Genomic DNA, 23,060 nt, shown 5'->3' on the forward strand with positions numbered 1-23,060 from the left:
ATCAGCAGCAGTTGCTGACTGACTATCGGACAAATCTCGGCGTGGCTGTTCCAGCAGCTTGAATGCGTAAGGTTTTGCACAAAAAGAACGGCACTTGCAACATTGACGGATTCTCAATCAATTGATTCAAAAGGAAAATTTTTAGATAACCGTAAGATTTTGCACGAAAAGGACGACTACCCCTCCTTACGCTTCTGTATGGCCAGTCCCGAACGCATATCGCGTCGGGATCATCGTTTCATCGGATACCGGCAATCAGACCGCCACCACCGGGTGGCGCAACGTGCCGATGCCTTCCACCGTGGCCACCACGGTGTCGCCCGGCCACAGCCACTCCTGCGGGGTGCGGCCTGCGCCGACACCGTCCGGCGTCCCCGTGGCGATGATGTCGCCCGGCTCCAAGGCCATGCCCTTGCTGATGTCCGCGATCAGCGCGGGCACCTTGAACAGCATGTGGCGGGTATTGGAACTCTGCTTGGTCACGCCGTTGACGGTCAGCGACAGGTCTAGCGTGTGCGGGTTGGGAATTTCGTCAGCGGTGACGATGACCGGACCGAACGGCGCGTAGGTGTCCTGGCCCTTCGAGTAAATCCATTGGCCATCGCGGCGGCAGTCGCGTGCCGAGATATCGATCATCACGCTGTAGCCAAACACATAGTTCAGCGCATCAGCCTCCTTCACGCCCTTGCCGCGGGTGCCAATGACGACGGCGAGTTCGACTTCCCAGTCCATCTGCTGGGTGATTTCCTTGTTGTGCTCAATGGCATCGCCCGGGCCAATCACGGTGGTCGGCGGCTTGGAGAAAATCACCGGCTCCTTGGGCAGTTCCTTGGAGGTGTCCAGGCTGCGGCTGGATTCGGCCACGTGCTCGACGTAGTTCAGGCCAATGCCCCAGATGTTCTTGCGGGGGCGCGAGATCGGGGCCAACAGCTTGACGTTCGAGGCCGGGAAGGCCACGCCGAAGGGCAGCTTGCCGCGATACTCGTTCAGCAGCGCGCTGGTCGAGCGGACTGACTCGGGTCCCAAGTCGATGAACTCGAGCATGGTGGACGGAATGTCCACGCCGACGGCGGCACCGAAGCGGGCAAGGTCAACGATGCTGCCGTCGACAATGGCGCCCAGGCGGGCGGCGGCGGTGACTTCCGAGCGATATGTAACGAGACGCATGGTATTGCTACTCCAGTGAATGCCGCGTTGTCGGCGGCTGCGCAAATCAACAAAGTTCAGGTTGTGCAAGTCGTGTACATGGGCAACGCACAACGATGGTTCTTATGTCAGGCGGCTAGCACCTGGTGGCCGCCGTTCTCCGACAACGCCTCTTCGCGGTACAGCCCCAACGAATGCATGACGGGCAGGTCGTTGAAGCAGAACAGCACCGCGTCATCACCGAACGACGCGTTGGCGTGCTCATGGAAGGCCCAGGAGGGCACGCAAAAGATGTCGCGCTCGGTCCAGTCAAAGCGCTGGCCATTGATGACTGAATAGCCAGTGCCCTTGGCGACCTGGTAGATGAAGCTGCCGGTGTGGCGATGCGCCTGGGTGGCTTCGCCCGGGCGCAATAGCTGCATGCTGGCGCCGATCGTCGGCATCACCGGTCCCCCGCTGACCGGATTGACGTAGTGCATCAGCACTCCGTCGAACGGGCTTCCGTCCGTCACCTTGCTGTGGCGAACCAGCGCCTCGTAGGTCGGCGCCCATTCATACTTGAACAGCGGTGAATAAGGCTTGGTCCAGTTGCCACCGTGAGGGCGCAGGCCCTTGCCGCCCCAGATGGCCGGCATGTCGTCGACCGGATACGTGGCGGCCTGCCGGAGATCCGGATGGACGGCGTAGAAGCCGGCTTCCATCGCGTTGACCAGGGGAATATCCAGGCCGTCTTGCCAGATGCAGGTCGTGCCGTCGGCAGACACACCGTGCTCGTGCCAGGTGCCGTTAGGCGTCAGCACGAAGTCATTGGCGTTCAGCGTCATCTTGTGGCCATCGACGATCGTGTACGCACCGCTGCCTTCCATGATGAAGCGCAGCGCCGAGGACGAATGCGCGTGCGCCGACGCGGCCTCGCCCGGATGCATCACCTGCAGGCCGGAGTAAAGCCAGCCCACGGCCGCGGACACGTCCTGGCGGCCCGGATTGTTCAGGTAGATCACCCGGCGGCCCGCTTTCTCGGGCGTAACGAGGTCAACCGAACGCAGTACATGGTCACGCAGATCGCGGTAGCGCCACAGCACCGGCAACGATTCCGACTTCGGCTGCCACGGCTCGATCTTGTTGGCAACGGTCCAGAGGGCCCCCGTCTTGAGAGCGGCCAGTTCCTTGTAGTAGGCCAGCAGCTCGGGGGTGTCCGCCACGTCTGCACGACCCGCTACGTTCTCGCGGTAAGTGTCATATGAGGTATTCGACATCGTCTTCCTCTCTTGTGTGTATTCTTCCCCAGAGGGATCGCCTGAGGGGTAGCAACAATCAGGCGCCGGCTGCCGCACGCTTTAGGTTTCGCTCGAGCTGGTCCTTTGCAAGCAGGTATTGTTTTGGCCATTCGACACTGTGGTAGCCGAGCTTGGCCGTCTCGTGCAGTAGCCAGGCAGGGTCGGCCAGGTGCGGGCGCGAGATTGCGCAAAGGTCGGCGCGCCCCGAGGCGATGATGCCGTTGACCTGGTCGACTTCCGTGATGGCGCCCACGGCGATGGTCGGTACGCCAGCCTCGTTGCGGACACGGTCGGAAAACGGGGTCTGGAACATGCGCCCGTATACCGGCTTCTGTTCCGGCGTCACTTCGCCGGACGAGCAGTCAATCACGTCCGCACCGGCTTGCTTGAACAGGCGCGCCATTTCGACCGCGTCATCTGCGCTGATGCCGCCGTTTACCCAATCCGTAGCCGAAATCCGCACAGAAATCGGTTTGTCCTGAGGCCACGCTTCCCGTACCGCCACCAGCACTTCGATCGGGAACGCCATGCGCTGCGCAAGCGTGCCGCCGTATTGGTCGGTACGGTGGTTGGTCACCGGGGAGATGAAGCACGAGAGCAGGTAGCCGTGGCCGGCTTGCAGCTCCAGCCAGTCGAAGCCGGCTGCCGCCGCGCGCCGGGCAGCCGCGACAAAGTCGTCGCGCACGCGGTCCATGTCTTCGCGCGTCATGGCGCGAGGCGTTTGCGAAATGCCCGGCTGGTAAGGCAGGGCGGAAGCCGAAAGCAGGGGCCAGTTGTTCGCGGGCAGCGGGTGGTCAGCCTGTTCCCAGCCGAGTTGGGTGGAGCCGCGCCGGCCGGCATGGCCGATCTGCACGCCGATGCGCGCACTGGTGTGCTCATGGACGAACCCGATAATGCTGGAAAAAGCCGAAACCTGCTCGTCGTTCCAAAGCCCCGGGCAACCCGGCGTGATGCGTCCGTCGGGCGAGACCGCGGTCATTTCCACCATCACGAGTCCGGCACCGCCCAGCGCGCGGCTCCCGAGGTGGACCATGTGGAAGGTGCCCGGCATGCCGTCCTGGCACGAATACATAGCGGTCGGGGAGACCACCACGCGGTTCTTCAGCGCGACCCCGCGTACGGTGTAGGGCGTCAGGAGAGGCGGCACCGCCGTGGCTTCGGTGCCGGCGCGCTTGGCCAGCCAGGATTCATAACCTTCCAGCCAGGCCTTGTCGCGCAGGCGCAGGTTCTCGTGCGAGATGCGTTGTGAGCGGGTCAGCAGCGAGTACGCGAACTGCTCGGGTTCCAGTTCTTCATAGCGCTTGACGTTCTCGAACCATTCGGTGGAGTTGCGCGCCGCATTCTGTATTTTCAGGACTTCGACGGAACGCACCGCTTCGTACTGCGCCAGCGCCGCTTCCAATGAGCCATCGACACGCTTGATGGTACGCGCCAACTCGATGGCATCCTCGAGCGCCAGCTTGGTGCCGGAACCAATCGAGAAGTGTGCGGTGTGCGCAGCATCACCCATCAGCACCACCGGCACTTTCTTATCAGCGCCGTTGTCGGTAGTCAGCGTGTTCCAATGCACCCACTTTTCGCAGATCACGCGCGGGAACTGAATCCATATCGCCGAGCCGCGCAGGTGAGAGGCGTTGCTGATGAGCGGATTCCCATCCAGGTACGGGGCGAAAAGGCGCTCGCAGTAGGCGATACCTTCTTCCTGGCTCATCTGGTCGATGCCCGCCGCCTTCCACGTTTCTTCGGGTGTCTCGACAATGAATGTCGAAGTCCCGTCTTCGAAACGGTAGGCGTGCGCCTGGAACCAGCCATGCTCGGTCGGCACGAAAATGAAGTTGAACGCGTCGAATACCTTTCTCGTGCCCAGCCAGACGAAGCGGCACTTGCGGGTGTCGATATCCGGGCGGAACGTGTCGGCGTAGCGTTTACGCACCACGCTGTTCAGGCCGTCAGAGGCAAGGACCAGGTCGGCGTTGTACTTGCGCGCGATGACCTGGTCGTCGTCGACATTGGTTTCGAAAACCAGTTCGACGCCGACTTCCTCGCAACGCGCCTGCAGGATGTTCAACAGGCGCTTACGGCCGATGCCGATGAAACCGTGACCGCCGCTGCGCACCGCCCGGCCCTTGAAGTGAACTTCAACGTCGTCCCAGCGATTGAACGCGTCGCCGATCGTGTCGGCCGAAACAGGATCGGCTTCCCGCAGGTTGCCTAGGGTTGCGTCGGAGAACACAACTCCCCATCCGAAAGTGTCATAGGGGCGATTGCGCTCCACCACGACGACTTCATTGGCGAGATCCTGCAGTTTCATCAACAGGCCGAAATAGAGGCCGGCGGGACCACCGCCGATACATACGATCTTCATGGCTGTTTCCAAATCAAGTTATCACCGGAGCCTTCGGCGCCCCCGCGCGGGTCGCGTTGGCATTTGCCCAAGGTCTGAACGTGCTGGATTTAGACCGTTTCGCGAAAAGGCCAACCGCCCGAAGCAGAATGCGTCCCGATACGGTGAGCCAACTCAGTCAACGCCCCATGTTCTGTGCGGGCCGGGGCCGTCCCATGCTCGATGGCAGCTCACAGGTTATCCGGGACCGGGATCGCCAAGTGCGTGTCGAGAGAGGTCATCACGATGGTCTGTGTGGCCGCCAGTCGCACGTCGCCGTCTGCCCGCGAGCATCGCCAGGCCAGGGTGATCGACTTTCCGCCAACACGCAGCACTTCAAGCTCCAGCCAGACCTTCTCGCCAAAGCGGCTGACCGCTTTGAAGTCCACCTCGAGGTGGACCGTTGGCATCCCGAGCCGGCGCGCGCCAATCACACCGTGGTACCCATCCGGCAACAGGGTGTCGATCCAGCCTTCGATCAGGTCGTTAAACATCACGAAGTACTAGGGGGGAACACAATCCCAGCGGGATCGCATTCGGAGAAATGGATCTTGTGCTGGCGCCTGAAGGTGTGCGGAGCGGTCATGATCTTCAATTCCTGCAAGGGGTTCGGAGTTAGGTCACGCCAGCGCGTGGCGCACCAGGGCTTCCTTCAGCTTCTTGCTAGACCTGCTTCACCAGATCAAGAACTGGTTGCCACGTACGTCTCTGCACATCCTCTCCAACGGCCGCAAATTTTCTGACGCAGCGTTCGCCGAGGAATATGCGGCAGTCCAGCACCCGGATGTCACGATAGGCATTCCGGTGTACTCGGCGGACCCGGCACGACACGACTATGTCGTCCAAGCCGACGGCGCCTTTGACGAGACAATTCGGGCATTCTAAACCTGAAGCGCCTGAATCAGAAGGTCGAGATTCGTGTTGTCGTACACAAGCAAACCTACGTAGGACTGTCAGCACTCGCCGAGTTCATTGCACGGAACCTCTTGTTTGTAGACCACATCGCGCCTAATGGCGCTGGAGATGACCGGTTTCACCCGCGCGAACCTGGACGCGCTATGGATTGACCCTGCCGACTACAAAGCCGAGCTCAGCACAGCTGTTCGGATTCCGAGGAGCTATGGGCTTCGGACATCGGTTTACAACCATCAACTGTGCTTGGTGAATTCCGACGTCGAGCCCGCTTATGTCAAGTTCAATCTCGGATTGGAAGAACGAATACGCACCCGAATGCGAGCGCTGTACGCGATGGCGCGAGTGTGGTGGATTTTTCTCTTCTGGCATTCAGCATGGCTACAGCAAGTCGATTCGCGCATTCACGTAAGCTGCCGGCGAACAATGTCGATGGCCACTTGCTTCAAAGTGGCTTCAAACCACCATTCAACTAGGTCAAAACAGCTACCTTGTTCGAGTAAATGGCGCGCTGGAGTTGGTGCACCGACTCCCCTCGGTTGAGTAGCGTGCGCAGCTCCCGTCGAAACTCGGTATTGCTGAAAAAATCGCACAAGAAGAGCGTGCGCAGCATCTTGCCCTGATGATGTGCTGCCCGATGGATAGGGTCGCCTTGGGCGGCGCTGCCGAACCGCCGCAGCACGACGGAGGTGCCTGGCATCGGTCCGGTCACCGCCACGGCCATGGTTGCCGCAGTCGGGGATGCCAAGCAATTCAGGAACGGCCGGCATCTGGCGGCCTGGCTCGGCCTGGTACCACATCAGTACTCCTCGGGAGGCAAACCTCGGCTTCACGGCATCAGCCGGCGCGGCGACACCTACCTGCGGACCCTGCTCATCCACGGCGCCCGGGTCGTGCTGCGTTACTCAACGACAAAGTCCGATCCACAGAGCGTCTGACTGCAGCAGTTGATTGCACGACGGGGACACAACTGCGCGGCGGTCGCGCTGGCCAACAAGAGCGCTCGCGTCATCCAGGCGCTGCTCAGCAGCGACTCGACCTACATAACGCGAAGCGCGGCAGCATAACCCAACAACCGCTTGCAAGGAGGAGGGATACCCACGCAGGTTTGCGAAGCTTCTCAAAGCGATGGCGAAATTGGTTGAACCAGCATCCTGAAGCCTGATTTTGGTGCCGGCGGCCTCTGAGGCACGCCGCGATTTTGCTAAGGACGGGATGCGCGGATCTCATCGAGGCTGCGGGCATGCTTCGGCAAGGGCCCACTAGGCAAGCCGGATACATGCATGCAGGCCGTTCGACATCACCAACAAGAAGCTTGCAAAAGGCGTCGGGTCCATACATGCACAAAAAGAAGGACTACCCCGCTAGGCTATCCGGCCTTGGTGCAGCGTTGAGAAGGGCTACGCCGCGACCCTGCCGAAGACGTTGCGCAAAGGTACAAGGTTGGCCAGCTGCCGGCGCGCTTCGTTGGCACGGAACAGGTCGCTGCTGCCGACGTAGGCTTGTGCGAAATCCGCCTTGAACTGGTCGAGCGCACCATACAGGTCGAGGATGGTAGCGAGGACGTTCAGGTGGTCGATCCGATCGCGGTAGATGCCTCGCGCCACCTTGTTTTCCGGCCCGTAGAACAGCGTGGTGATGCGGTCGATGCCGTATTGATAGCTGCCCGCGATCTTGGCAATTTGCCCGATGTAGGCGTCATAGGGCCCGGTGCCGTTGGTGTTGTCGGTAAAGCCATCTTCATCGGTGGTGACAATCAGCAGGCTGTCGTTGGCACGCGCCCAATCCGCATAAGACTTGATGTTGGCCTGCAGCCACTGGTCGCACGCTGCCTTGGAGCCCGTGTGGATGTTATTGGCATTGGTTGGTACTACGATCGACACGGTGGGCAACTGGTCGTAGCCCGCCGGCTTGCCGTCCTTGTCGATGCCGAAGCCCGGGTATTTCTGGCCGTCGGTAGGATCAGTGGTTGCGGTCATGGACAGGTTGGCGGACAGCGGCAGCACAAAGCGGGATTTGCTGGCCGGCACATCGGTCTTGGGCAGGTTGATCCAGTTGATGACCGGGTTATGCCGGCGCGCGTAGCCATCGATGACGGGGTCCTTGGTGTAGCCTTTTTTATCGAAGCTAGGGTACGGCAGCCACTCGGAGAACGAGGCAAACGTATGCCCCGCCTGGATGATGGCGGCGCCCAGGTTCGGAGTGGTGAACGGCCGCATGTTCGCAGGTATCAGGTTGTTGCTGATGCCAACGGGGGTATTCTTGATCGGCTCGGCCAGCTTGTTGCCATAAGGGTCTTGGTAGGCCGTGCCCAGAAACGGCGAACCGGGTGACTGGAACCAGTCGGGCAGAGCGCCCTGGTTGTTGCCCGCATAGAGATAAAAGTAGTTGGTCTGGCTGCCGCGTGACGGGACCGAATGCCGGAACCCGGTTGGCGCGATGCCATAGGGGGTTTCGGCGAAATAGGCGTTAGCCATCAATGCGCTGTTGTCGGCCAGTGAGTTCAGATAGGGCATGGCTGGGTCACCCACCAGTTCCTGCAGCGACTTGTTTTCCAGGATCACCATGACCGTGCGCTTCGGCACCCAAACACCATCATCGTCGCCTCCATAGCCGGCAAGCAAGGAGCTACCAAACATCGAGACCAGCGATGCAGCCAGTCCGCCCTTGATAAGGTCTCGCCGCCGCGAGTTGGCAATCAGCAGGGCCTGCGCGTCTTCGGCCACAGCTGCGGCGAGCGAAGGTTGTGGATCGTAGGGGGTGTTGTTGCTCATATCGTTTTGGTTGGCTCGCGAAAAGGGAGTTTTCCTGACCACTGTGACATGGCAATTACGAAGGACGTTTGGGTTATTGCGTTACGCCTACAACGGTACGCGCGCGCGTCAGTCACCGTCTGAGAAACGGTCGCCCCTTTCAGCTATCTGGCATCGCGCCGCCCAGCGCCGGCACGTCTCTTGCCCCGCCTCTTAGACACTGGCAATTCACGCTTTCTCCGCAGCCTCGGCACGGCAAACTCCTTCCAATCGGTTACCTATGTCCGTTGCGCGGTGTCTCGTTCGGTGTCAAAAAAGAAGCCCACCTGGGGCGGGCTCACACGGGGATATTGAAGTTGGGATGGGGTCAATCCCTAAAACCAGCTTACGTTACCTTTGCGGAAATTACATGTAGGTGTTTGTCTGATTTTTATATCTATAACCATTTTAATACATATGAGAACCGCGACAAATTTAGTTATTAATTATGCAGGACGCTGCCGAATAGGGTAATCTATATGAACGCGTCCCGTTTGCGCTAGGTTTTCGCTTGTTCAGAGACTGACAGGATGGGCTGCAGCTCTATATTCGGCCCTCTTGCAGCCGGTATCGCCGCTGCTGGCCCCTATTAAATACACTGACCCGCGCCTCATTCGTACTGCGAGTTCAAGGCTCGTATTACCCCACAGGCTTAGCAGGTCCCGGTCCTACCCGACTGGTCATCACACTCGATTACCAACGCAACCTTCGACGTTTCACCCCGCAAAAACGCTCATCTCAACGTGGTGCTTACCGCTCAAGCCGGCTTCAACGCTGATGTAATCCTTCTGATACGGCCGGTCATGGGCCAGAACCGCCCATATCATGCGCGCCATCTTGTTGGCCAGCGCAACGACTATGACATTCAGAGGTCGCCGCTTTGTCATTTGCTCAAGCCAGGGACCGGAATCCTTAGCACGCGTCACGACGCTGCGCGCACCGTTGGATCAAGAGGGTACGCAGACTACATATCACCTCTTTTGCTGATTCCGTGCAGATTCACCTTTCCGCCCAATCCGGTTTGCTTTGGCACAAGGCCTGCCCACGCGGCAACTCCCGCCCTGACCGGAATGTCTTCGCATCGCCCATCATCGCGACCGTTGAACTCTGCTGGCATCAGCCTCAGCTGGTGCCCTCATCTTCGTCAACTGCCTCGCCCAACGGTGTGCACGGCCGCACGCCTCCATTCCGATCAGGCAGGGAGCACGGTTTGCAAAGTGCTCGAGGAACTTGGCTCGCTTGATCTGCTTGTTCACGATCTCGCCCGTTGCCTGGTCGATGTAGTGCACCTGAAACGCCGACTTCGCGATATCCACACCCACGGCCATAGAATTCATTTCAGGATCCTCCGATTGCCGGGAAATGTGCACATCATCCCACTTGGACACTTCGATGTCTTGGCCACTTCCCGCGCACCTGCGCCAAGTCGAGCATCACCACGAGCCCGAGGATACCCACTGCCCAACACCGGGAGGTGGACGGACCATAGTACGCGTGGGTGAGGACGTCAGCGAGAAGTTGGATACCGTGCCGGCGGAGTCATTCTGCACCGCCACATCTATGGCAAGTGGGCCTGCCGATGCTGCCAACGCCTGGTATAAAAGCCAGTTGAACCACAAGTCATCGACGGCGGCCTACCAGCAGCTGGCCTGGTCGCGCACACGCTGATCAGCCGCTTCGTGGATCACCTCCCATACTACCGGCAGGAGACGATCAACGCCCGCTCGGGCGTACACACGCCGCGCTCCACACTGGCTGCCTGGGCCGGGCGTGTTGGCGCGGCGTTGGAACCGCTCTATGAAGCGCACAAGCGCTTCGTACTTCCAGCAAGGGCTCTGCATGCTGACGAGACGCCGGTGGTAATGCTCGACCCGGGAGCCGGCAAGACCAAGCGCGTGTACGTCTGAGCCTATTCGCGAGGCACCTTCGATCCACAGCCTGGCGTGATCTACGACTTCCGTATTGGTCGAGGTGCGCAGTACCCGATTGCCTTCCTGGGAGGTACCAGCGAAGACGGCAAAGAGCGATGTTGGCAAGGGATGTTGGTAAAGATTGCCAGCAAGGACTCCGAGGCTGTAGTCAACGCCCTGATCAAGCACGCTGGCAAGCTGCCGCAGGAACAGTACAAATCGCTGACTTGGGATCGTGGCACGGAGATGGCTGGTTACAAGCGCTTCACTGTCGCGACCGACATCTAGGTCTACTTCTGCGATCCTCAGAATCCCTGGCAACGTGGCACGAACGAAAAGACGAACGGGCTCTTGAGGCAGAACTTCCCGAAAGGCACCGATCTCTCTGTCTATTCGCAGGCCAAGCTCAACGCCATCGCCAGGCGGCTCAATGAACGTCCGCGCAAAACACTAAACTTCGATACACCGGCTGAACGATTCCATAAGCTGTTGCGTTGACCGGTTGAATCTGCAGTCGCGAAGAGACGACTAGTTAGGCACCGGCGAGATCTTGCGTTCATTGACCGTTCGCTAGCATCGCCATTTCATTGTTTCACCATCGTGAAAGTAATGGTTGGCACCACCCGACGGCCCGTGCCATGCTCTGCAAGATTTCTTGTTGGGGTTTATACTCACCTTGTCTCCTCTCTTTCACCGAAGGGATTCCAGCCCGCCCTTGCAGCAGGCTATTCTTTTTTCGCTTGGTTTAGGTCTTCGCCCTAACGCGGGCAAGGGGTGGCGTCTGAACCGCCGCAGGGGATCTGCTGGCATTGACCTGTAGCGAGGCTACGCGAAAAGAAGCCACGGGGACGAAGCAAGCGGAAAGTCCTGCGCCCCTTCCGGAAGCGGACAGCCGCTAGCGCTACACCGGCACAGAGTGCATCGAGATTTGCCGAACTTCGGATTCCCGACAATGAGCACGCGGCCGCGCATCGGCAGCCTCTACAGCCAAACTGCGCTTCATTCTGCAGACGATCGTGCATCGTCTAGCAGCGAATCAACATCATGGTCGCGAGTTCCGCATCCGCATCGGCTACGTCCGCCTCTGCGGCGCTGCGCAGATAGACTTGCCTGGAGACAATGGCGACGATCACAATGATGGCGCCGACGCAGAAGGCCCGGGCCATAAATTGAAGGTATCATGCCATGGAAATCGCACCGGATTGCAGGAGGTAATTTGGTGGCGAGACTACACGAAGATGCTACGCGACTGTGCTACGCCTGTTGCAGGATTGACAGCGCCTCCATTCGCCATATGGAAGCGGGACCGCGCCGCCTGCGACAAGCAGGGGTATGAGGTCTGGGCGTGCAATGCGTTGTATGCCGCGGCCCATTTCGACTTCGCACCCGTTGCCGGTGCGTGCGGGTCAGAAGCCGATTGAGGTGTGGTGACCACGGCAAAGCTCTGCCCCGCCATCAAACCTAGCACCCCTGGCGCCCGGGCAAAAATTTCGGTGTACGGGCGTTATGTCAAATTCCTGCGGCTCGACCAGCAAACCAACGCCTGCGCTATGCGTTACACCCGATCCGAGACCAGCGCCTCGCCACCCGAGCCCTTAACCACCATGCCCGGCGCAGGAAATGGGAATTCGTGAGACTACGAGTTTTTTGTGAGACTGGGAGTCAGTACGCGACAAAGCCGCTGACACTTTCGTTCGGCGCCGGAATAGGTCCGAACAGAACGACTTGCTTTGCACTGAGATCGACGCAGGTACTGTTGGAGAAGGCGAAGCCCCGCGACGCGTTACCCTTGGCGAGCACATAGCCCTTGTCGGTGTAGATATGGCGGCGGCCTTCCCCGAGTGAGTCGGGTGGCGCCAAGGGGCCAATGCACACGCGATGCAATCTGGTTTCCTGCGTGGAAGTAAGCAGAGCCGAATTGTCCTTATCTGCGCCGGCAACCATCTGCAGATGGAATGGATGCAGGTTATTCAGCGGATTCACGCCGTCCATTCGTTGGTACTCGCCGAACGCGGGCTGCGGATTGCTGAGGGTGTCGACAGCTTGGACATGGATCGTCTTGCCAGTGACGAGCGAGCAGGCTGAGTTGAAGGCTTGTTCAGCGGTCGGAGGCGGGTAGATTGCCGGAAGGTTCCCCTGCGGGTTGATCACCGCCTGGTCGACCGCCACGAGCACAGGGCCTTTCGATCCGCGGTTTACGCAGATCCGATAGGTGGCGTTCTGGTCCAGGACAGCGATCACAGCAAAACCGGAGCGGTTGAGCGCCCACATCCCTTTCTCACACCCGACCATATTAGGCTTCGATGGGCAAACGGCCGCGGCGGCTTCGCTTGACGCTCCCACGGCAGACGCCCGCGACTTCGCCGTGATTGGCGTGCATGCCGGCAAGGCCAGCGAAAGCGCGGCAATCCATAGAATCTGTTTCATTCGCTCATAGGATGAAAGTTGTTACAGAATTGTAACTCGGGACCCAGGCGGTCTCCAATCAGAGGCCTACACGCTGCCTGAAGCGCCCGCGTCCTTCGGAAGGCCTATCGCGTCGCGAATGAACCGAAAAGCCTTCTGGGCAGCTTCGACATACTCCTTTCTTCTACGCTCCGCTTTGTTAGTCCGCCGAGCAGAATCCGCGAAAAAATAGCTGATGCGACTTGCACCCTCTCTGGCATTATCCACACCTCCTCGCACCGATACTTGCGATCGGACGGTCGCACGCCGTTGCAACGCTTTACGAAGCCCGTCGTCAAACGTTAGCCCAAACGTTATGTGCGGTGCGCGTCCCAAGGTTTGTGACCCGAGATCGCAATATGTCATTAGCTCGATGTCACCGAGGCCTTCCACACCGTCATCCTTCGTCTTGAGGACTGAGAAAGCTTTCTCCTGTGGATTGGTCATGAATCTTCGAGCCTTTTTCTGGTTCGAGTTCTCAGCAAACATTCGCTTTTCAATGTCATGCATCAGAAGGAATTTGACGTACCAAGGATCGAAGTAGCTCAGCGATACCTGAGGACATTCACGCTCGGCAACGCCCAATGGGATCAGCGTTCCCCCTGGCAAAGTGCCAGCGAAGTTCCTGGCCCAGGATTGACTCTTGATTTTGTCCAATGCCGCCCTGATTGCCAGTTCATCACAACGGATAGCTTTAAACAGTCCCCCTAGTTCTTCTGTGCTGTTAACGCCAACAAAATGTGTCATCAGACCAAGCTGTGCGATGGCGTCGACGACTTCGGCTTGCAACTCAGGAATCCGGCGGCTACCACGATATGCCGCCTCGTACAGCACTGCGGGGGTCACGCAAGCGAAGATATCCAGTATAAAGTGATCCTCGGCCACGGCAAGAACAGCCAACAACGCGTGATATCGGGTCCGCCGGCGAGCTTCTCGTTCTCCGTCGCGCTTCAGTATGTCCTGCAGGACATTGTTGTCGATGAAAATAAAGAGCCGCTCCGACACGGTCGCGTAATACGTGAGCAGTTCCACCAAGTCGAAGAAGGCGGTGATGAAGTTCCTCTTTTCCTCATCACTTGCCGCCTTGAGGAAGGCTTCCACGCACTGATCTCTGCCAGCCCGTGCCGCCATGACCTTCTTCTCAAATGTGGACTCCGTGCCTGAGGCAAAAACGACTGCATCGTTCGTGGAGTAACGCTTCTGATGACCGAAAAATTTCATCTGTTTTGTTTGTTGGATGCGGCCCAGTCCCATATATCGGCAGCGACCACGCAATCTTGATGTAGTCATGCATGCACGGCCGAGATCGTTACTCCGCCCTCGCCGTGAGTTTCAAGCAACTAGGAGAGCAACCCAGACCGGAGCGGTGGCTGTGGCGGCCTTGGCGGCATTGAGGGAGGAAACACCGCCTGCTTCGGGGGTTCATGGACGGCGTGCGTCGGTTGCTGTCATTGACCTCTGCTGCCATCCTCTCCGGCGGGGCGCGGTTGCTTTTCTTGAGGCCGGCTTGGCCTAGTCGGTCTGGCGGACACCGGCGAACCGTCGATGTCCAACGGTTGCCCGATTGTTTGGTGGTTCTCCGCCGTCAGGCCGAGAGCCTATATTTTTCCGGCGCGGGTAACGCACCGACGCCGCAGTCCGCGTCGAGACGGCTCTTAGCAAGTTGGGGGGGCGCTAGACCCGCCCGGGCTTGCGGCGGTTCTGGGAACAAGATGCCGCAGTCCGGCAAAACACGGCGCGGGAATTGCGACGGCTTGCGAAATGCCTGCGCGCCGGTCATTCCTGCGGAATCAGAACCGCTCTGGGCGCTTGTCCCGCTACGCCGGCGCGCGGCCACTCGACCGGATCAGGTGTCGCCGGTTTTTGGGACGGGAGATGTCGACCTCCCAAAAAATTGCGGAAGTTGCGGATGTAGAGCCGGAATCTCTGCTGAGGCAGGACGTGTTGCGGATTTTTCCGAGGACGCTAGGAAGCTAGCGGGTTTATCATGGAAAGGAGCGCCGGCCGTTTCTCTCTCGTAACGCCGCTCGAAATCGAGCGTATTCCGAGATTGGAGAAGCCATGTCTATCAAGCGCGCCAAGACCCTCAAACCTTCCCAGATCCGTCACTTGCTCCGCGTGACCGCTGCCACCAGCCGGCACCCCGAGCGTGACGAGCTCATTCTGTTGTTGGGGTTTACCTGCGGCATGCGGGTGTCAGAGATCGCACGGATCGAGGTTGCTGACGTGCTTATGCCTGCCGGCAAAATTCGCGAAGAGGTTAGCCTGCGGCCAGCGATCACGAAGGGATGCCGGCAGCGCTGCATCTATTTGAGCCATCCGAAGACAGTTACGGCCCTGCAGCAATACATCGAACGACGGTGGGCGCACTACAAGGGCACGGCGATGGAGCGCCGCATGTATCGTGGGCTGATGCCCCAGACGTGCCTCACCCTGACGCATAAGGGTGGCCCGTACGAGCTGAGCATCAAACGCCGGACTAACGAAGCCGGCGAGAAGGTCGATTACCTGGCGGCCGACAGCTTGCAAAGCTATGTGACGGGCCTCTACCGAAGGGCTGGACTTGGGAAGGGATATAGCAGCCACTCCGGTCGACGGACGTTCGCCAGCCGGCTTCTCGCGCAGGGGCACTCGATAGACACCGTCCAATTGCTACTCGGCCACTCCCACATTGATCATGTTGCTCCCTACCTAGAAGTCACCGAACGCGACCTTCTGGAGGCAGCCGCCGCTTTCGATACCCTCCTTTAGGGTAATTGAAGGCACTCCCCGTTGGGGATATACAGAGTCAGCTAAACGAGACCGATATCCATTAGGTCAAATGGCATCAAACATGAAGCTCTTCCGGGCCACCCAGCAGACTCTACTGCGTGAGGCAATGAGCCAGCTTGAAATGACGCGCGAGGAGTTCGCGGCGCGCCTAAGTGTGTCCAGACGAACTCTTGACAAGTGGCTCTTGCCGAGCGAGTCCTCTGACTTCCGGGCCTTACCAGAGATGGGCCGCGCATACATTCAGGAAATTCTGACGTGGCACTCCGTGGATTCTTCTGCGAGCAACCGATGACAGCTATGTTAATCCGGGAGTTCTGGTTTCTCCATTGATAGCTTTCCTGAACATGTTGGAACTTGAGAATCTGCTGGACACTTCATTTTGACCCCGCATTTGCCGGCCGCCCCGGCTTGCCCTGGTGGCCGTGGGTTGGGAAGAGTTTTTCAACCTCGGCGTTACGGACCATGGTGGTCGGCGAGAGCGTCTACGATTGGGGGAATGGGTTCGATACGCGGTATAAGGAAACCAATGGCCTGCGGGAGACGCACCGCCGCCACGCTCTGGACTATCGTCGCGACTCCCCCTACGTACGCAACATCGAGCGGGCCGTCTACCGCAAACGCGAGCCAAGCGCTGAACAAAAGCGCGAACTGTGGTCAACGGTGGCTTACCACAATCTGGTACTGGAGCCGCTCAAGGACATCAAGGCTCGGCCGACTTACCCCCAATATCTGAAAGGCTGGCAGGAATTCTTCGAGCTGTCCCACATGATGGCGGTCGACCAGGCCATTATCTATGGGCTAGAAGCCAGGAAGGTCGACGCGCTGGTGGAAGCCATTAGGCTCCGAGGGGTATCCTTCGAGCAGAGCTGCTTGCCGGCAAAGATCGGGCGGACTCGTCCGCGCATGGTTACCATTGCTAATGATGGCCGCACGCTAAAGCTACTCCTCATCCGTCATCCGAGCGCTTTCTTCAGTTGGCGACAGTGGGCCCCGGTCATTCGCGAACATTTGCCCTTGCAGTTACCGAAAGACGTAGCACGTATCAACGCGGTGCAGTAACCACGGAAAAGCCCGGCAGTGCGGGCACAGGGAAAAGCTAAACGTTTTAATGGGGATATTTTAGGTTCAACGAGGAATTCCGGGGAAGGCGGCTTTGATCTTCAGGAAGAAGTACTCCTCGTCACGGTAGCCGTAGGCGCGGCGCTTGATGACTTTGATGGTGTTGTTGATGCCCTCTACTACGCTGGTGTTCAGAGGATGCCGGCATCGGGCGAGGATGCCGTGCCAATAGGCTTTCAGGCGCTGGGCGAACAGCTCAAGAGCAGGAATTCGGCTCTGCCTTGCCTGTTCGCACCAATGCTCCCACGCTTTTTGCGCCCATCCCGGGCGACGATAGAACCACAGGCGTTTAAGCTCATCTTTCAGGATGTAGACCGTCAGCAGCGGTCGATTGGCCTGCAGAACGTCGTTCAGATGCACGGCCTGAGCGTCGCTCAGATTCTCCTTGTTGCGCAGGAGCAGCCAGCGCGTGGACTTCAGGACGCGTCGGGCAGGTCGGTCGTGCCGTAGCTGATTGGCCTGATCGACCCGAACCCGATCGATGACCTCGCGTCCATATTTGGCAACAACATGGAACAGGTCGTAGACCACTTCCGCGTGCGGGCAGTGCTCCTTGATCTCCAGTTCGTAGGCCGTGGTCATGTCGATGGCTACCGCTTCGATCCGCTTTGCCGCGCCCGGTGGCAGTTGCTCGAAGAAGGCGCGCGCCGTCTCGCGCGAGCGGCCCTGACCGATCCAGAGCACTTGCCGCCCAATCGGATCGACTACCACCGTGGCATAGCGATGGCCTTTGTGCAGCGCGAATTCGTCCATGGCCAGGTAACGGATGCTGGACCAGTCCGGCTCGACGACTGCCTCGCGCAGACGCGCTTTATCGATCGTTTTGACGGTATGCCAGCCCAGATCATAGAAAGCCGCCACCGCCTGCACCGTGCAACTACGCAGTAGCTGCCCGCAAGCCTGCGCCAGCCGAGCCGTGACGCGTTGATAGCGGCCAAGCCACTCCAGCCGCTCCAGGCGCGGGCCACCGCATTGGTCGCACCACACCCGGCGCCGCGGGACATGTAGCACCACCCGGTACTCGAACAACGGAAGATCACGCACGCGCCGCACCACCGTCTCATGGACCTGCCGGCACTTCGAGCCGCATTCCTCGCAGTACATGACCTTGCTAACCGGCTTCAGGTATAGCGCCAGCGTACGGGTTTCACCCTCAGGCCAAACTACCCGATCCAGCTTGTAGCCATCCCAGCAGCCCAACGCCTGCAGCGTCTTCCGATCCAACATCCCGTCCCTCATGTGCCGTCTTAACGGCCATTAGGATACGGAATGTGGCAATTCAGTCCCCGGAATTCTTCGAAGAACCATATTTTATGGCGACAACCATGTACTTTGAAGAAACGATATGCGACCAGGGTGGCAAACAGTCGCTGGAAGTCGAACTGGGTCGCTCCTCGTATTACCCAGAGGACAGTATTTATCTTACCGTGGATGGCAAAGTCGTCATAATGGATCGCGCCACTGCCAAACGCTTTGTGGACGCTGTCGTCGCAGTCGGTCATTAGCACGGCTTGATTGATTAACGTTGCGCCACGCGCGCGGTGCTCCCAAAGAAGCAGCCAAGCTTCAGGCGACGCGTCGCCGCGCTGTGCCCAAAGCAGGCGAAGATAGGAAAAGCGCCGGCCGTGCCGGCACAAGGAAACAACATGACAATCGACCCTCAAGAAATTGAGCGCCTTTGGTCCCTCCAAAGAGCTGCTGCTGCTGCTGCTGCTGCTGCGCTGCAAGCGCTCGCCGATCACATGGCGAATCTTCCTACGTCTGGAGTCATCGTGTCTCAAGAGAGGTGGGATCAATTGTTCGGCAGTTGGAACTGCGCGAATGAGAGGATGCAAGACATAGGTCGGGCCTTGATGGCAGCTCACGGACTGCAAGACTAGTGCTCTCTGAAAAGCAAGGAAGAAGCTCGAATGACATCCGATTATGTAAAGCATCGATTGCAGCAGAAGGCCGCGTTAGCCCCGCGCGGAGATTCGAACTGGCAAGTACTGGAACTTTGCCGTGAGTTTGCACAAGAGGCCTTCGTTGCCGGGATCTCTATGGCATTTCAGGACTGGGTGAGCAACTACGTATCGCCGACGCAACGATCCGCTGTTCGTCGGTATCTGATTGCAAGGCTGCCAGGGATCATCCTGAATCAGTATCTTCCGGCGCAGAAAATCCTTGATCCCGTGGACTTGGCTGAGCAACTAAGTCTCTGGTCCACCAAAAACCCAACATGGAAGGCAGATGTAGAAGAAGCCGCTTTCGATCCATCACAGCTTTGCGAGGTCGTAAATCGCTTGTACTACTCGCTTCTCGAATTTGCGCAGCGCACGCGCAACTGATCGGAAAAGAAATGAGTGATGACGCGAACGAGGAATTCGTTGTAGACAACGGCAAATATGTCGACGTTTGTGTTGGCGCGGCGACATGGAAGACGCGCGATGGCCGGTACATCCTTGAGGAAGACTTTAAGGTGTCTGGCGAGGTTTGGCGCGTCCACAAAAGCGACGCCGATCCGTATCCCTCAAATCCACATGCCCACTGCGTCGGCGGCGCAAAACGGTGCACCCTGCACTTGGGGACCGCCCAGCTGTACCGCAAGCGCGACGCACTCGGCCGGTTCTTGGAGCCGTCACAGTTCGAGCGGCTTCTGGAACTCATTCGACCCAAGTTTCCGGGAATCATTTTCCCGTTGGCGATGTAGGAAAAGAAATCATGCGAGGAGCGTTCCAATGCGCAGTAGGTAATGGTGAGTGGGTCGCCCTGAAGTGCATTGATGGCGAATGCCCTGTGTCGAGGATGGCTAGTGACGGCCAGCGCCTACGATTGCTCCAAAGGGCTTTTCCTCCGCTGGCCGACGCAGAACAGGTCGATCATGCATTTGCCGCCACATGCCAGAATTGCAAGCCAGTAGATTGATCCGCAAAGGAAAAAACTGAATGACCGTTATCGATCACGACTGTCGAATGGAGACATACCATAGTGGCGCATATGAGGTGGATGAACTCCTATGCACTGTGAAGCGTGATGACAAGAATATTCGTGTCGAATATTTCTATGATGGTGAAGTCGTGGCATACCGTGGAATTGCGGAACACCAAGGCCACTACGTCTTGGAATGCCCCGAGAAAAGCGACATTGCATATCGCTCCGAACAGCCCGATCCTAGAAGGTTTTTGGCGGGAGGGCGAATATCGTGGCATGTGGCGTATCCATACGTCTGAATGACCAAGGAAAAGAACGAAGGAAATCGCACTTCACGGTGGCGGCAAAGTTCTGACGGTGGCACCGCAACAACGGTGGCATGGTGGTAGCCCTGTCGCACATTACGCACGTTTTGCTGGTCAGGACATGACCGCTATAACCGACGACGCCGGCGCATTCGATCTGCTGTACCTCGGCTTGGGACGGGCGGCTTTCCGACCATTGATGCGCCGCAAGCAGCTGCGCCACAGTTTTCGCGCCGTGTCTTGGCCCACATGTCGGACCTGGTGGACGACTAACCGCGGGAAAATCGGCGAGCGATCAACCCGATTCCGCCCTTCTCCGAATCAACAATGAGGTAAAAGATGACTACTCAAAAATTTCGCGATGCAGTTGCTAACGCAAGGAAGCGACCACAAGGCGTGAAGGTTTCTTACGACCTTTTCCGCAAACTTCAGAGTGAAGGGGGCATCTCCACTAAGCCTTTTACTTTGTGGGGGCTACCGACGGAGACGTTTAGATTCAATCTTCCGGCCTTCGACGAAGACATTTATGTGCATGAAGACCCGAGTCTTAACGCGGACGAGTTCCTTCTTCCGCCATCGAGTCTTTAAGCTTGGAAAAGCGATGACATCGAATAGCACCCACCGTGGTTGGATCGTCCGCACCGGTGACGACTATGCGCATCCCGCTGGACGTTGACCGCCGCACTCTGGAGCGTCAGATCGACCGCTTGTATCGTGATCCGCTGAACGCGTTTCTCCCGCTCGACCACGTCGCATTCATTGCCGGAGAGCAGATCAAGGGCAAGTCCATGGACGCGGAACTCAAGCGCCTCCGGCCGCTGGCCTATGAGCGCTATCAGACGGCCAAGCGACTGCTGGAAAAGCGATGAAGGCAGAAAGCACACCTGCGTCATGGAAAAGGAAGCAAGCGTGAGCGAGGCTATACAGTTTGCCATGAGACTGTTCACAGCCCTTGCCGGCGGTGATCTGAACGTCACTGGACTAATCTTGGGATTCATCGGAGGCTTGATGGTTACCTTCTTCGGCTTGCCTTCAATCGGCCTGCTAAATGAAGGCATGTATGTCGAGATCGAGGTGACCCGGCGAATGCGCGTCTATAACGGTCTGGCTAGGCTCGGCTTGGTGATGATCATGACCGGCTTTCTTTTTCAGCTTATCCCGGCGGTTAAAGCCGTGGCAGGCCCCTAACCGATGGATCGAACAAGAAGATGAAGTCGGATAGTGTGCGGAAAGGAGGCATTGTCCGCATCTGAGATGACTAAGGCCACTATGAAACCCTTCCGGCGTCCCGCAAGGATTCCTCCCGTTGTGCTGTCGCCACGGCACGGCCGCGGCACGCCCCGTTCCGAGCCGGCGCCGTTGACCCGCCCGATAGGGCCACTCGCCGAGGAGCGCGTCAAGTCTCTGGTGACGTGGACCTCTATCTCCTACGCCTGCGGCTTCTTCATCGTTCTGCTGCATACGTGGCGGCTGGGCCTGCCGGTCATCGAGCTGATTCACCCAATCTATGTTTGGATCGGGGTGCCGCTGGCAATGTTCGGCTACTTTCTCGACCACATCTTCGGATACTTCCAGCGCGGCGCGTCGGAGGCGATGGAGGACGTTCGCACAGGGTGGTCACGTGCCACCGGGCTGGACGCGAGCGGCGATCTCTCGGACGATCTTCTAAAGGCGCTGAGACCGGCGCTGTTTCTGGGCCCCCTCTCGTACCCGGTCGCCCGGCTTATGAATCGCTGGCTGTGCTCCGTTGCGACCAAGGAGGATCAGCGTGCCAAGCAGCTCAAGACGCCCGCGGATTATGCGGCGTGGTCCACGCATCTGCGCAGGCTGCTTGGCTGGGTGCACATGGTCCTGGCTGTGGCGCGAAGCTTTACGCTGCTCGTGTACGCCCTGTATCTCGGGCTGTTGGTGATGCTCTACGTGTGGACCCTTTACCCGCAAATTCCGCAGTCACTGGGCGGTGGCAAGCCATCGTCGGCCACCTTGGTGGTCGAGGCGAGCGCGCTGCCGACAAGTCTGCTGGCGCGGACCGGCGGGCTCGCTATGGAGGCCACGGAGAAGGCGACTGTCAGTCTTCCCGTCTGGATGCTCTATGGCACCAAGGAGGCCTACTTCGTGCGAGTCCGGACCCCGAGCAACGAAGATGCCAAGACTGCCTTCCGGTGGCATGTGACCGGCGAAACTCTTTCGATCAAGGCAGAAACCGTCAAGTCGATCAGCTGGGGCGGCTCCTAAACAGGGGAACAACCAACCAAGGCACGCCTCAGTAACGAGATGGCGAAGCCTTTTCATTTGGCGCGATCGGCGCCCCGCACCGGCCGGCAGCCGGATGGAAAAGAAGAGATGAGTGAAGAAGTCAAAGATCAGAGTAACGCCGCGCAAAAAAAAGTGAATGTCCGGGACTTTGGACCGATGGTGATTCCAATCGACGGCCCTCTGAGCATCACATTCGACGCGAATCGGATAGATATCAACATCGTCATGGCAATTGCCAGCCAAGTGGACGGCATTCCAACGGCGCTGCGACTTACTCCTGAGGCGACAGGTCAGTTGGTCGGCGCGATAAAGAAAGCCATCGATGAGCAGATCATCACCGTCACCGTTGGCAGTCCGAAAGCACTTAACTGACTCGGCGGAAAGGATCGTGACGGACGCAGAGAAGCTTCGTGCGGTAGCCGCCTTGATCGGGGGAAATGCCACCATCGATCCGCTAGTATCGGATGAGGATATGCTGCAGCTGAGTTTGATCCTCTCTATCGGCATTAAGGCGGAGCATAGGGGCAGCAGGCCATGCGTGAAAGCCTACATCCAAGGAGGCAAGCCACCAGAGCGCGGGCCGGTCACCTTCATTGACGAGTGTGGAAGTCTCGACGCCGCTAAACGTAGCGGCCGTATTTGAGGCTGCGGTTCTGAAATGGCAAAGAAAAATCTAGGAAAAGCCAGATGGAGATGTTCAAGGGCCATTGTCCTCGATGTGATGGCGAACGGAACTGCAGTGTTCACGGCGCGCTTGATGAACCGTGGGAGTGGACTGACGGCCACCACACAGCCAACGGGCAAGTCGACCATCGCCTGCTGAAATGCTTAGG

The 23,060-nt window shown here is 58.7% G+C and carries 20 protein-coding genes and 4 pseudogenes; 13 read left to right on the top strand and 11 right to left on the bottom strand.

What is annotated here, in order from left to right; translation table 11 throughout:
• Positions 1–255 precede the first annotated feature (255 nt).
• The 5 genes and pseudogenes from CBM2588_RS30585 to CBM2588_RS30605 form a co-directional block, all read right to left on the bottom strand.
• Positions 256–1,167 carry a fumarylacetoacetate hydrolase family protein gene (locus CBM2588_RS30585; RefSeq protein ID WP_115684069.1) on the bottom strand — a complete coding sequence of 304 codons (912 nt, stop codon included), beginning with the start codon at positions 1,165–1,167 and terminating at the stop codon, positions 256–258.
• A 107-nt stretch (positions 1,168–1,274) separates the two neighbouring features.
• Positions 1,275–2,402, bottom strand: a complete 1,128-nt coding sequence (locus CBM2588_RS30590; protein WP_115684070.1) for a cupin domain-containing protein — start codon at positions 2,400–2,402, stop codon at positions 1,275–1,277.
• Positions 2,403–2,460: 58 nt separating this feature from the next.
• On the bottom strand, positions 2,461–4,788 hold the full coding sequence (locus CBM2588_RS30595; RefSeq protein WP_115684071.1) for a bifunctional salicylyl-CoA 5-hydroxylase/oxidoreductase: 2,328 nt from the start codon (positions 4,786–4,788) through the stop codon (positions 2,461–2,463).
• Positions 4,789–4,997: 209 nt separating this feature from the next.
• On the bottom strand, positions 4,998–5,300 hold the full coding sequence (locus CBM2588_RS30600) for an acyl-CoA thioesterase (protein ID WP_373424431.1): 303 nt from the start codon (positions 5,298–5,300) through the stop codon (positions 4,998–5,000).
• Between the two features lie 905 nt (positions 5,301–6,205).
• A pseudogene (locus CBM2588_RS30605) lies at positions 6,206–6,403 on the bottom strand (Tn3 family transposase); the annotation flags it as partial.
• A gap of 4 nt (positions 6,404–6,407) precedes the next feature.
• Here CBM2588_RS30605 and CBM2588_RS30610 point away from each other — a divergent pair.
• Positions 6,408–6,785: pseudogene (locus CBM2588_RS30610) on the top strand (transposase); the annotation flags it as partial.
• A gap of 333 nt (positions 6,786–7,118) precedes the next feature.
• On the opposite strand, the gene CBM2588_RS30615 reads toward CBM2588_RS30610, so the two are convergent.
• Positions 7,119–8,492, bottom strand: coding sequence for an alkaline phosphatase family protein (locus tag CBM2588_RS30615; protein WP_115684072.1), 1,374 nt, complete (start codon positions 8,490–8,492; stop codon positions 7,119–7,121).
• A gap of 734 nt (positions 8,493–9,226) precedes the next feature.
• Positions 9,227–9,847, bottom strand: a pseudogene (locus CBM2588_RS30620) (transposase).
• Positions 9,848–10,189: 342 nt separating this feature from the next.
• On the opposite strand from CBM2588_RS30620, the gene CBM2588_RS31300 reads away from it, so the two are divergent.
• From CBM2588_RS31300 to CBM2588_RS30635, 3 genes and pseudogenes are all read left to right on the top strand, one after another.
• The gene (locus CBM2588_RS31300; RefSeq protein WP_231942376.1) at positions 10,190–10,417 is read left to right on the top strand and encodes an IS66 family transposase; all 228 of its coding nucleotides are present in this window, start codon (positions 10,190–10,192) and stop codon (positions 10,415–10,417) included.
• A gap of 132 nt (positions 10,418–10,549) precedes the next feature.
• A pseudogene (locus tag CBM2588_RS30630) lies at positions 10,550–10,918 on the top strand (IS30 family transposase); the annotation flags it as partial.
• 518 nt (positions 10,919–11,436) lie between these two features.
• The gene (locus CBM2588_RS30635; protein WP_172583733.1) at positions 11,437–11,841 is read left to right on the top strand and encodes a hypothetical protein; all 405 of its coding nucleotides are present in this window, start codon (positions 11,437–11,439) and stop codon (positions 11,839–11,841) included.
• 241 nt (positions 11,842–12,082) lie between these two features.
• On the opposite strand, the gene CBM2588_RS30640 is transcribed toward CBM2588_RS30635, so the two are convergent.
• Both CBM2588_RS30640 and CBM2588_RS30645 read right to left on the bottom strand, forming a co-directional pair.
• Complete coding sequence (locus CBM2588_RS30640) at positions 12,083–12,847, bottom strand: hypothetical protein (protein ID WP_147298478.1); 765 nt, start codon at positions 12,845–12,847, stop codon at positions 12,083–12,085.
• 66 nt (positions 12,848–12,913) lie between these two features.
• Positions 12,914–14,119 (bottom strand): hypothetical protein, encoded by a 1,206-nt coding sequence (locus tag CBM2588_RS30645; protein WP_115684075.1) that lies wholly within the window; start codon positions 14,117–14,119, stop codon positions 12,914–12,916.
• 807 nt (positions 14,120–14,926) lie between these two features.
• Between CBM2588_RS30645 and CBM2588_RS30650 the strand changes: the two genes are divergently transcribed.
• Positions 14,927–15,616, top strand: coding sequence for a tyrosine-type recombinase/integrase (locus tag CBM2588_RS30650; RefSeq protein ID WP_115684076.1), 690 nt, complete (start codon positions 14,927–14,929; stop codon positions 15,614–15,616).
• Between the two features lie 483 nt (positions 15,617–16,099).
• Positions 16,100–16,696 (top strand): hypothetical protein, encoded by a 597-nt coding sequence (locus CBM2588_RS30655; RefSeq protein ID WP_231942377.1) that lies wholly within the window; start codon positions 16,100–16,102, stop codon positions 16,694–16,696.
• Positions 16,697–16,762: 66 nt separating this feature from the next.
• On the opposite strand, the gene CBM2588_RS30660 is transcribed toward CBM2588_RS30655, so the two are convergent.
• Together CBM2588_RS30660 and CBM2588_RS30665 are read right to left on the bottom strand one after the other, a co-directional pair.
• Positions 16,763–17,983 carry an ISL3 family transposase gene (locus tag CBM2588_RS30660; RefSeq protein WP_115684078.1) on the bottom strand — a complete coding sequence of 407 codons (1,221 nt, stop codon included), beginning with the start codon at positions 17,981–17,983 and terminating at the stop codon, positions 16,763–16,765.
• Between the two features lie 20 nt (positions 17,984–18,003).
• Positions 18,004–18,483, bottom strand: a complete 480-nt coding sequence (locus CBM2588_RS30665; protein ID WP_172583734.1) for a hypothetical protein — start codon at positions 18,481–18,483, stop codon at positions 18,004–18,006.
• Between the two features lie 183 nt (positions 18,484–18,666).
• Between CBM2588_RS30665 and CBM2588_RS30670 the strand changes: the two genes are divergently transcribed.
• The 7 genes from CBM2588_RS30670 to CBM2588_RS30700 all read left to right on the top strand — a co-directional run bounded on the left by CBM2588_RS30670 (position 18,667) and on the right by CBM2588_RS30700 (position 22,870).
• Positions 18,667–19,083, top strand: a complete 417-nt coding sequence (locus CBM2588_RS30670) for a hypothetical protein (RefSeq protein WP_147298480.1) — start codon at positions 18,667–18,669, stop codon at positions 19,081–19,083.
• Between the two features lie 11 nt (positions 19,084–19,094).
• Positions 19,095–19,445 (top strand): hypothetical protein, encoded by a 351-nt coding sequence (locus CBM2588_RS30675; RefSeq protein WP_197717982.1) that lies wholly within the window; start codon positions 19,095–19,097, stop codon positions 19,443–19,445.
• 1,179 nt (positions 19,446–20,624) lie between these two features.
• Entirely contained in the window at positions 20,625–20,840 is a 216-nt protein-coding gene (locus tag CBM2588_RS30680) for a hypothetical protein (protein ID WP_115684079.1), read from the top strand.
• 22 nt (positions 20,841–20,862) lie between these two features.
• Entirely contained in the window at positions 20,863–21,159 is a 297-nt protein-coding gene (locus CBM2588_RS30685; RefSeq protein ID WP_115684080.1) for a hypothetical protein, read from the top strand.
• A 66-nt stretch (positions 21,160–21,225) separates the two neighbouring features.
• On the top strand, positions 21,226–22,206 hold the full coding sequence (locus CBM2588_RS30690) for a hypothetical protein (RefSeq protein WP_172583735.1): 981 nt from the start codon (positions 21,226–21,228) through the stop codon (positions 22,204–22,206).
• Between the two features lie 108 nt (positions 22,207–22,314).
• Positions 22,315–22,599, top strand: coding sequence for a hypothetical protein (locus CBM2588_RS30695; RefSeq protein ID WP_115684082.1), 285 nt, complete (start codon positions 22,315–22,317; stop codon positions 22,597–22,599).
• 16 nt (positions 22,600–22,615) lie between these two features.
• Entirely contained in the window at positions 22,616–22,870 is a 255-nt protein-coding gene (locus tag CBM2588_RS30700) for a hypothetical protein (RefSeq protein ID WP_115684083.1), read from the top strand.
• Positions 22,871–23,060 lie beyond the last annotated feature (190 nt).

Origin of the sequence: Cupriavidus taiwanensis (genome assembly GCF_900250075.1) — a bacterium.
GTDB lineage: Bacteria > Pseudomonadota > Gammaproteobacteria > Burkholderiales > Burkholderiaceae > Cupriavidus > Cupriavidus taiwanensis_C.

Coding starts and splice junctions, on each gene's coding strand:
- CBM2588_RS30585 (WP_115684069.1), bottom strand. CDS start 1,167: ATGCGTCTCGTTACATATCGCTCGGAAGTCACCGCCGCCGCCCGCCTG.
- CBM2588_RS30590 (WP_115684070.1), bottom strand. CDS start 2,402: ATGTCGAATACCTCATATGACACTTACCGCGAGAACGTAGCGGGTCGT.
- CBM2588_RS30595 (WP_115684071.1), bottom strand. CDS start 4,788: ATGAAGATCGTATGTATCGGCGGTGGTCCCGCCGGCCTCTATTTCGGC.
- CBM2588_RS30600 (WP_373424431.1), bottom strand. CDS start 5,300: ATGTTTAACGACCTGATCGAAGGCTGGATCGACACCCTGTTGCCGGAT.
- CBM2588_RS30615 (WP_115684072.1), bottom strand. CDS start 8,492: ATGAGCAACAACACCCCCTACGATCCACAACCTTCGCTCGCCGCAGCT.
- CBM2588_RS30640 (WP_147298478.1), bottom strand. CDS start 12,847: ATGAAACAGATTCTATGGATTGCCGCGCTTTCGCTGGCCTTGCCGGCA.
- CBM2588_RS30645 (WP_115684075.1), bottom strand. CDS start 14,119: ATGGGACTGGGCCGCATCCAACAAACAAAACAGATGAAATTTTTCGGT.
- CBM2588_RS30650 (WP_115684076.1), top strand. CDS start 14,927: ATGTCTATCAAGCGCGCCAAGACCCTCAAACCTTCCCAGATCCGTCAC.
- CBM2588_RS30655 (WP_231942377.1), top strand. CDS start 16,100: ATGGTGGTCGGCGAGAGCGTCTACGATTGGGGGAATGGGTTCGATACG.
- CBM2588_RS30660 (WP_115684078.1), bottom strand. CDS start 17,983: ATGTTGGATCGGAAGACGCTGCAGGCGTTGGGCTGCTGGGATGGCTAC.
- CBM2588_RS30670 (WP_147298480.1), top strand. CDS start 18,667: ATGACATCCGATTATGTAAAGCATCGATTGCAGCAGAAGGCCGCGTTA.
- CBM2588_RS30675 (WP_197717982.1), top strand. CDS start 19,095: ATGAGTGATGACGCGAACGAGGAATTCGTTGTAGACAACGGCAAATAT.
- CBM2588_RS30680 (WP_115684079.1), top strand. CDS start 20,625: ATGCGCATCCCGCTGGACGTTGACCGCCGCACTCTGGAGCGTCAGATC.
- CBM2588_RS30685 (WP_115684080.1), top strand. CDS start 20,863: ATGGAAAAGGAAGCAAGCGTGAGCGAGGCTATACAGTTTGCCATGAGA.
- CBM2588_RS30690 (WP_172583735.1), top strand. CDS start 21,226: ATGACTAAGGCCACTATGAAACCCTTCCGGCGTCCCGCAAGGATTCCT.
- CBM2588_RS30695 (WP_115684082.1), top strand. CDS start 22,315: ATGAGTGAAGAAGTCAAAGATCAGAGTAACGCCGCGCAAAAAAAAGTG.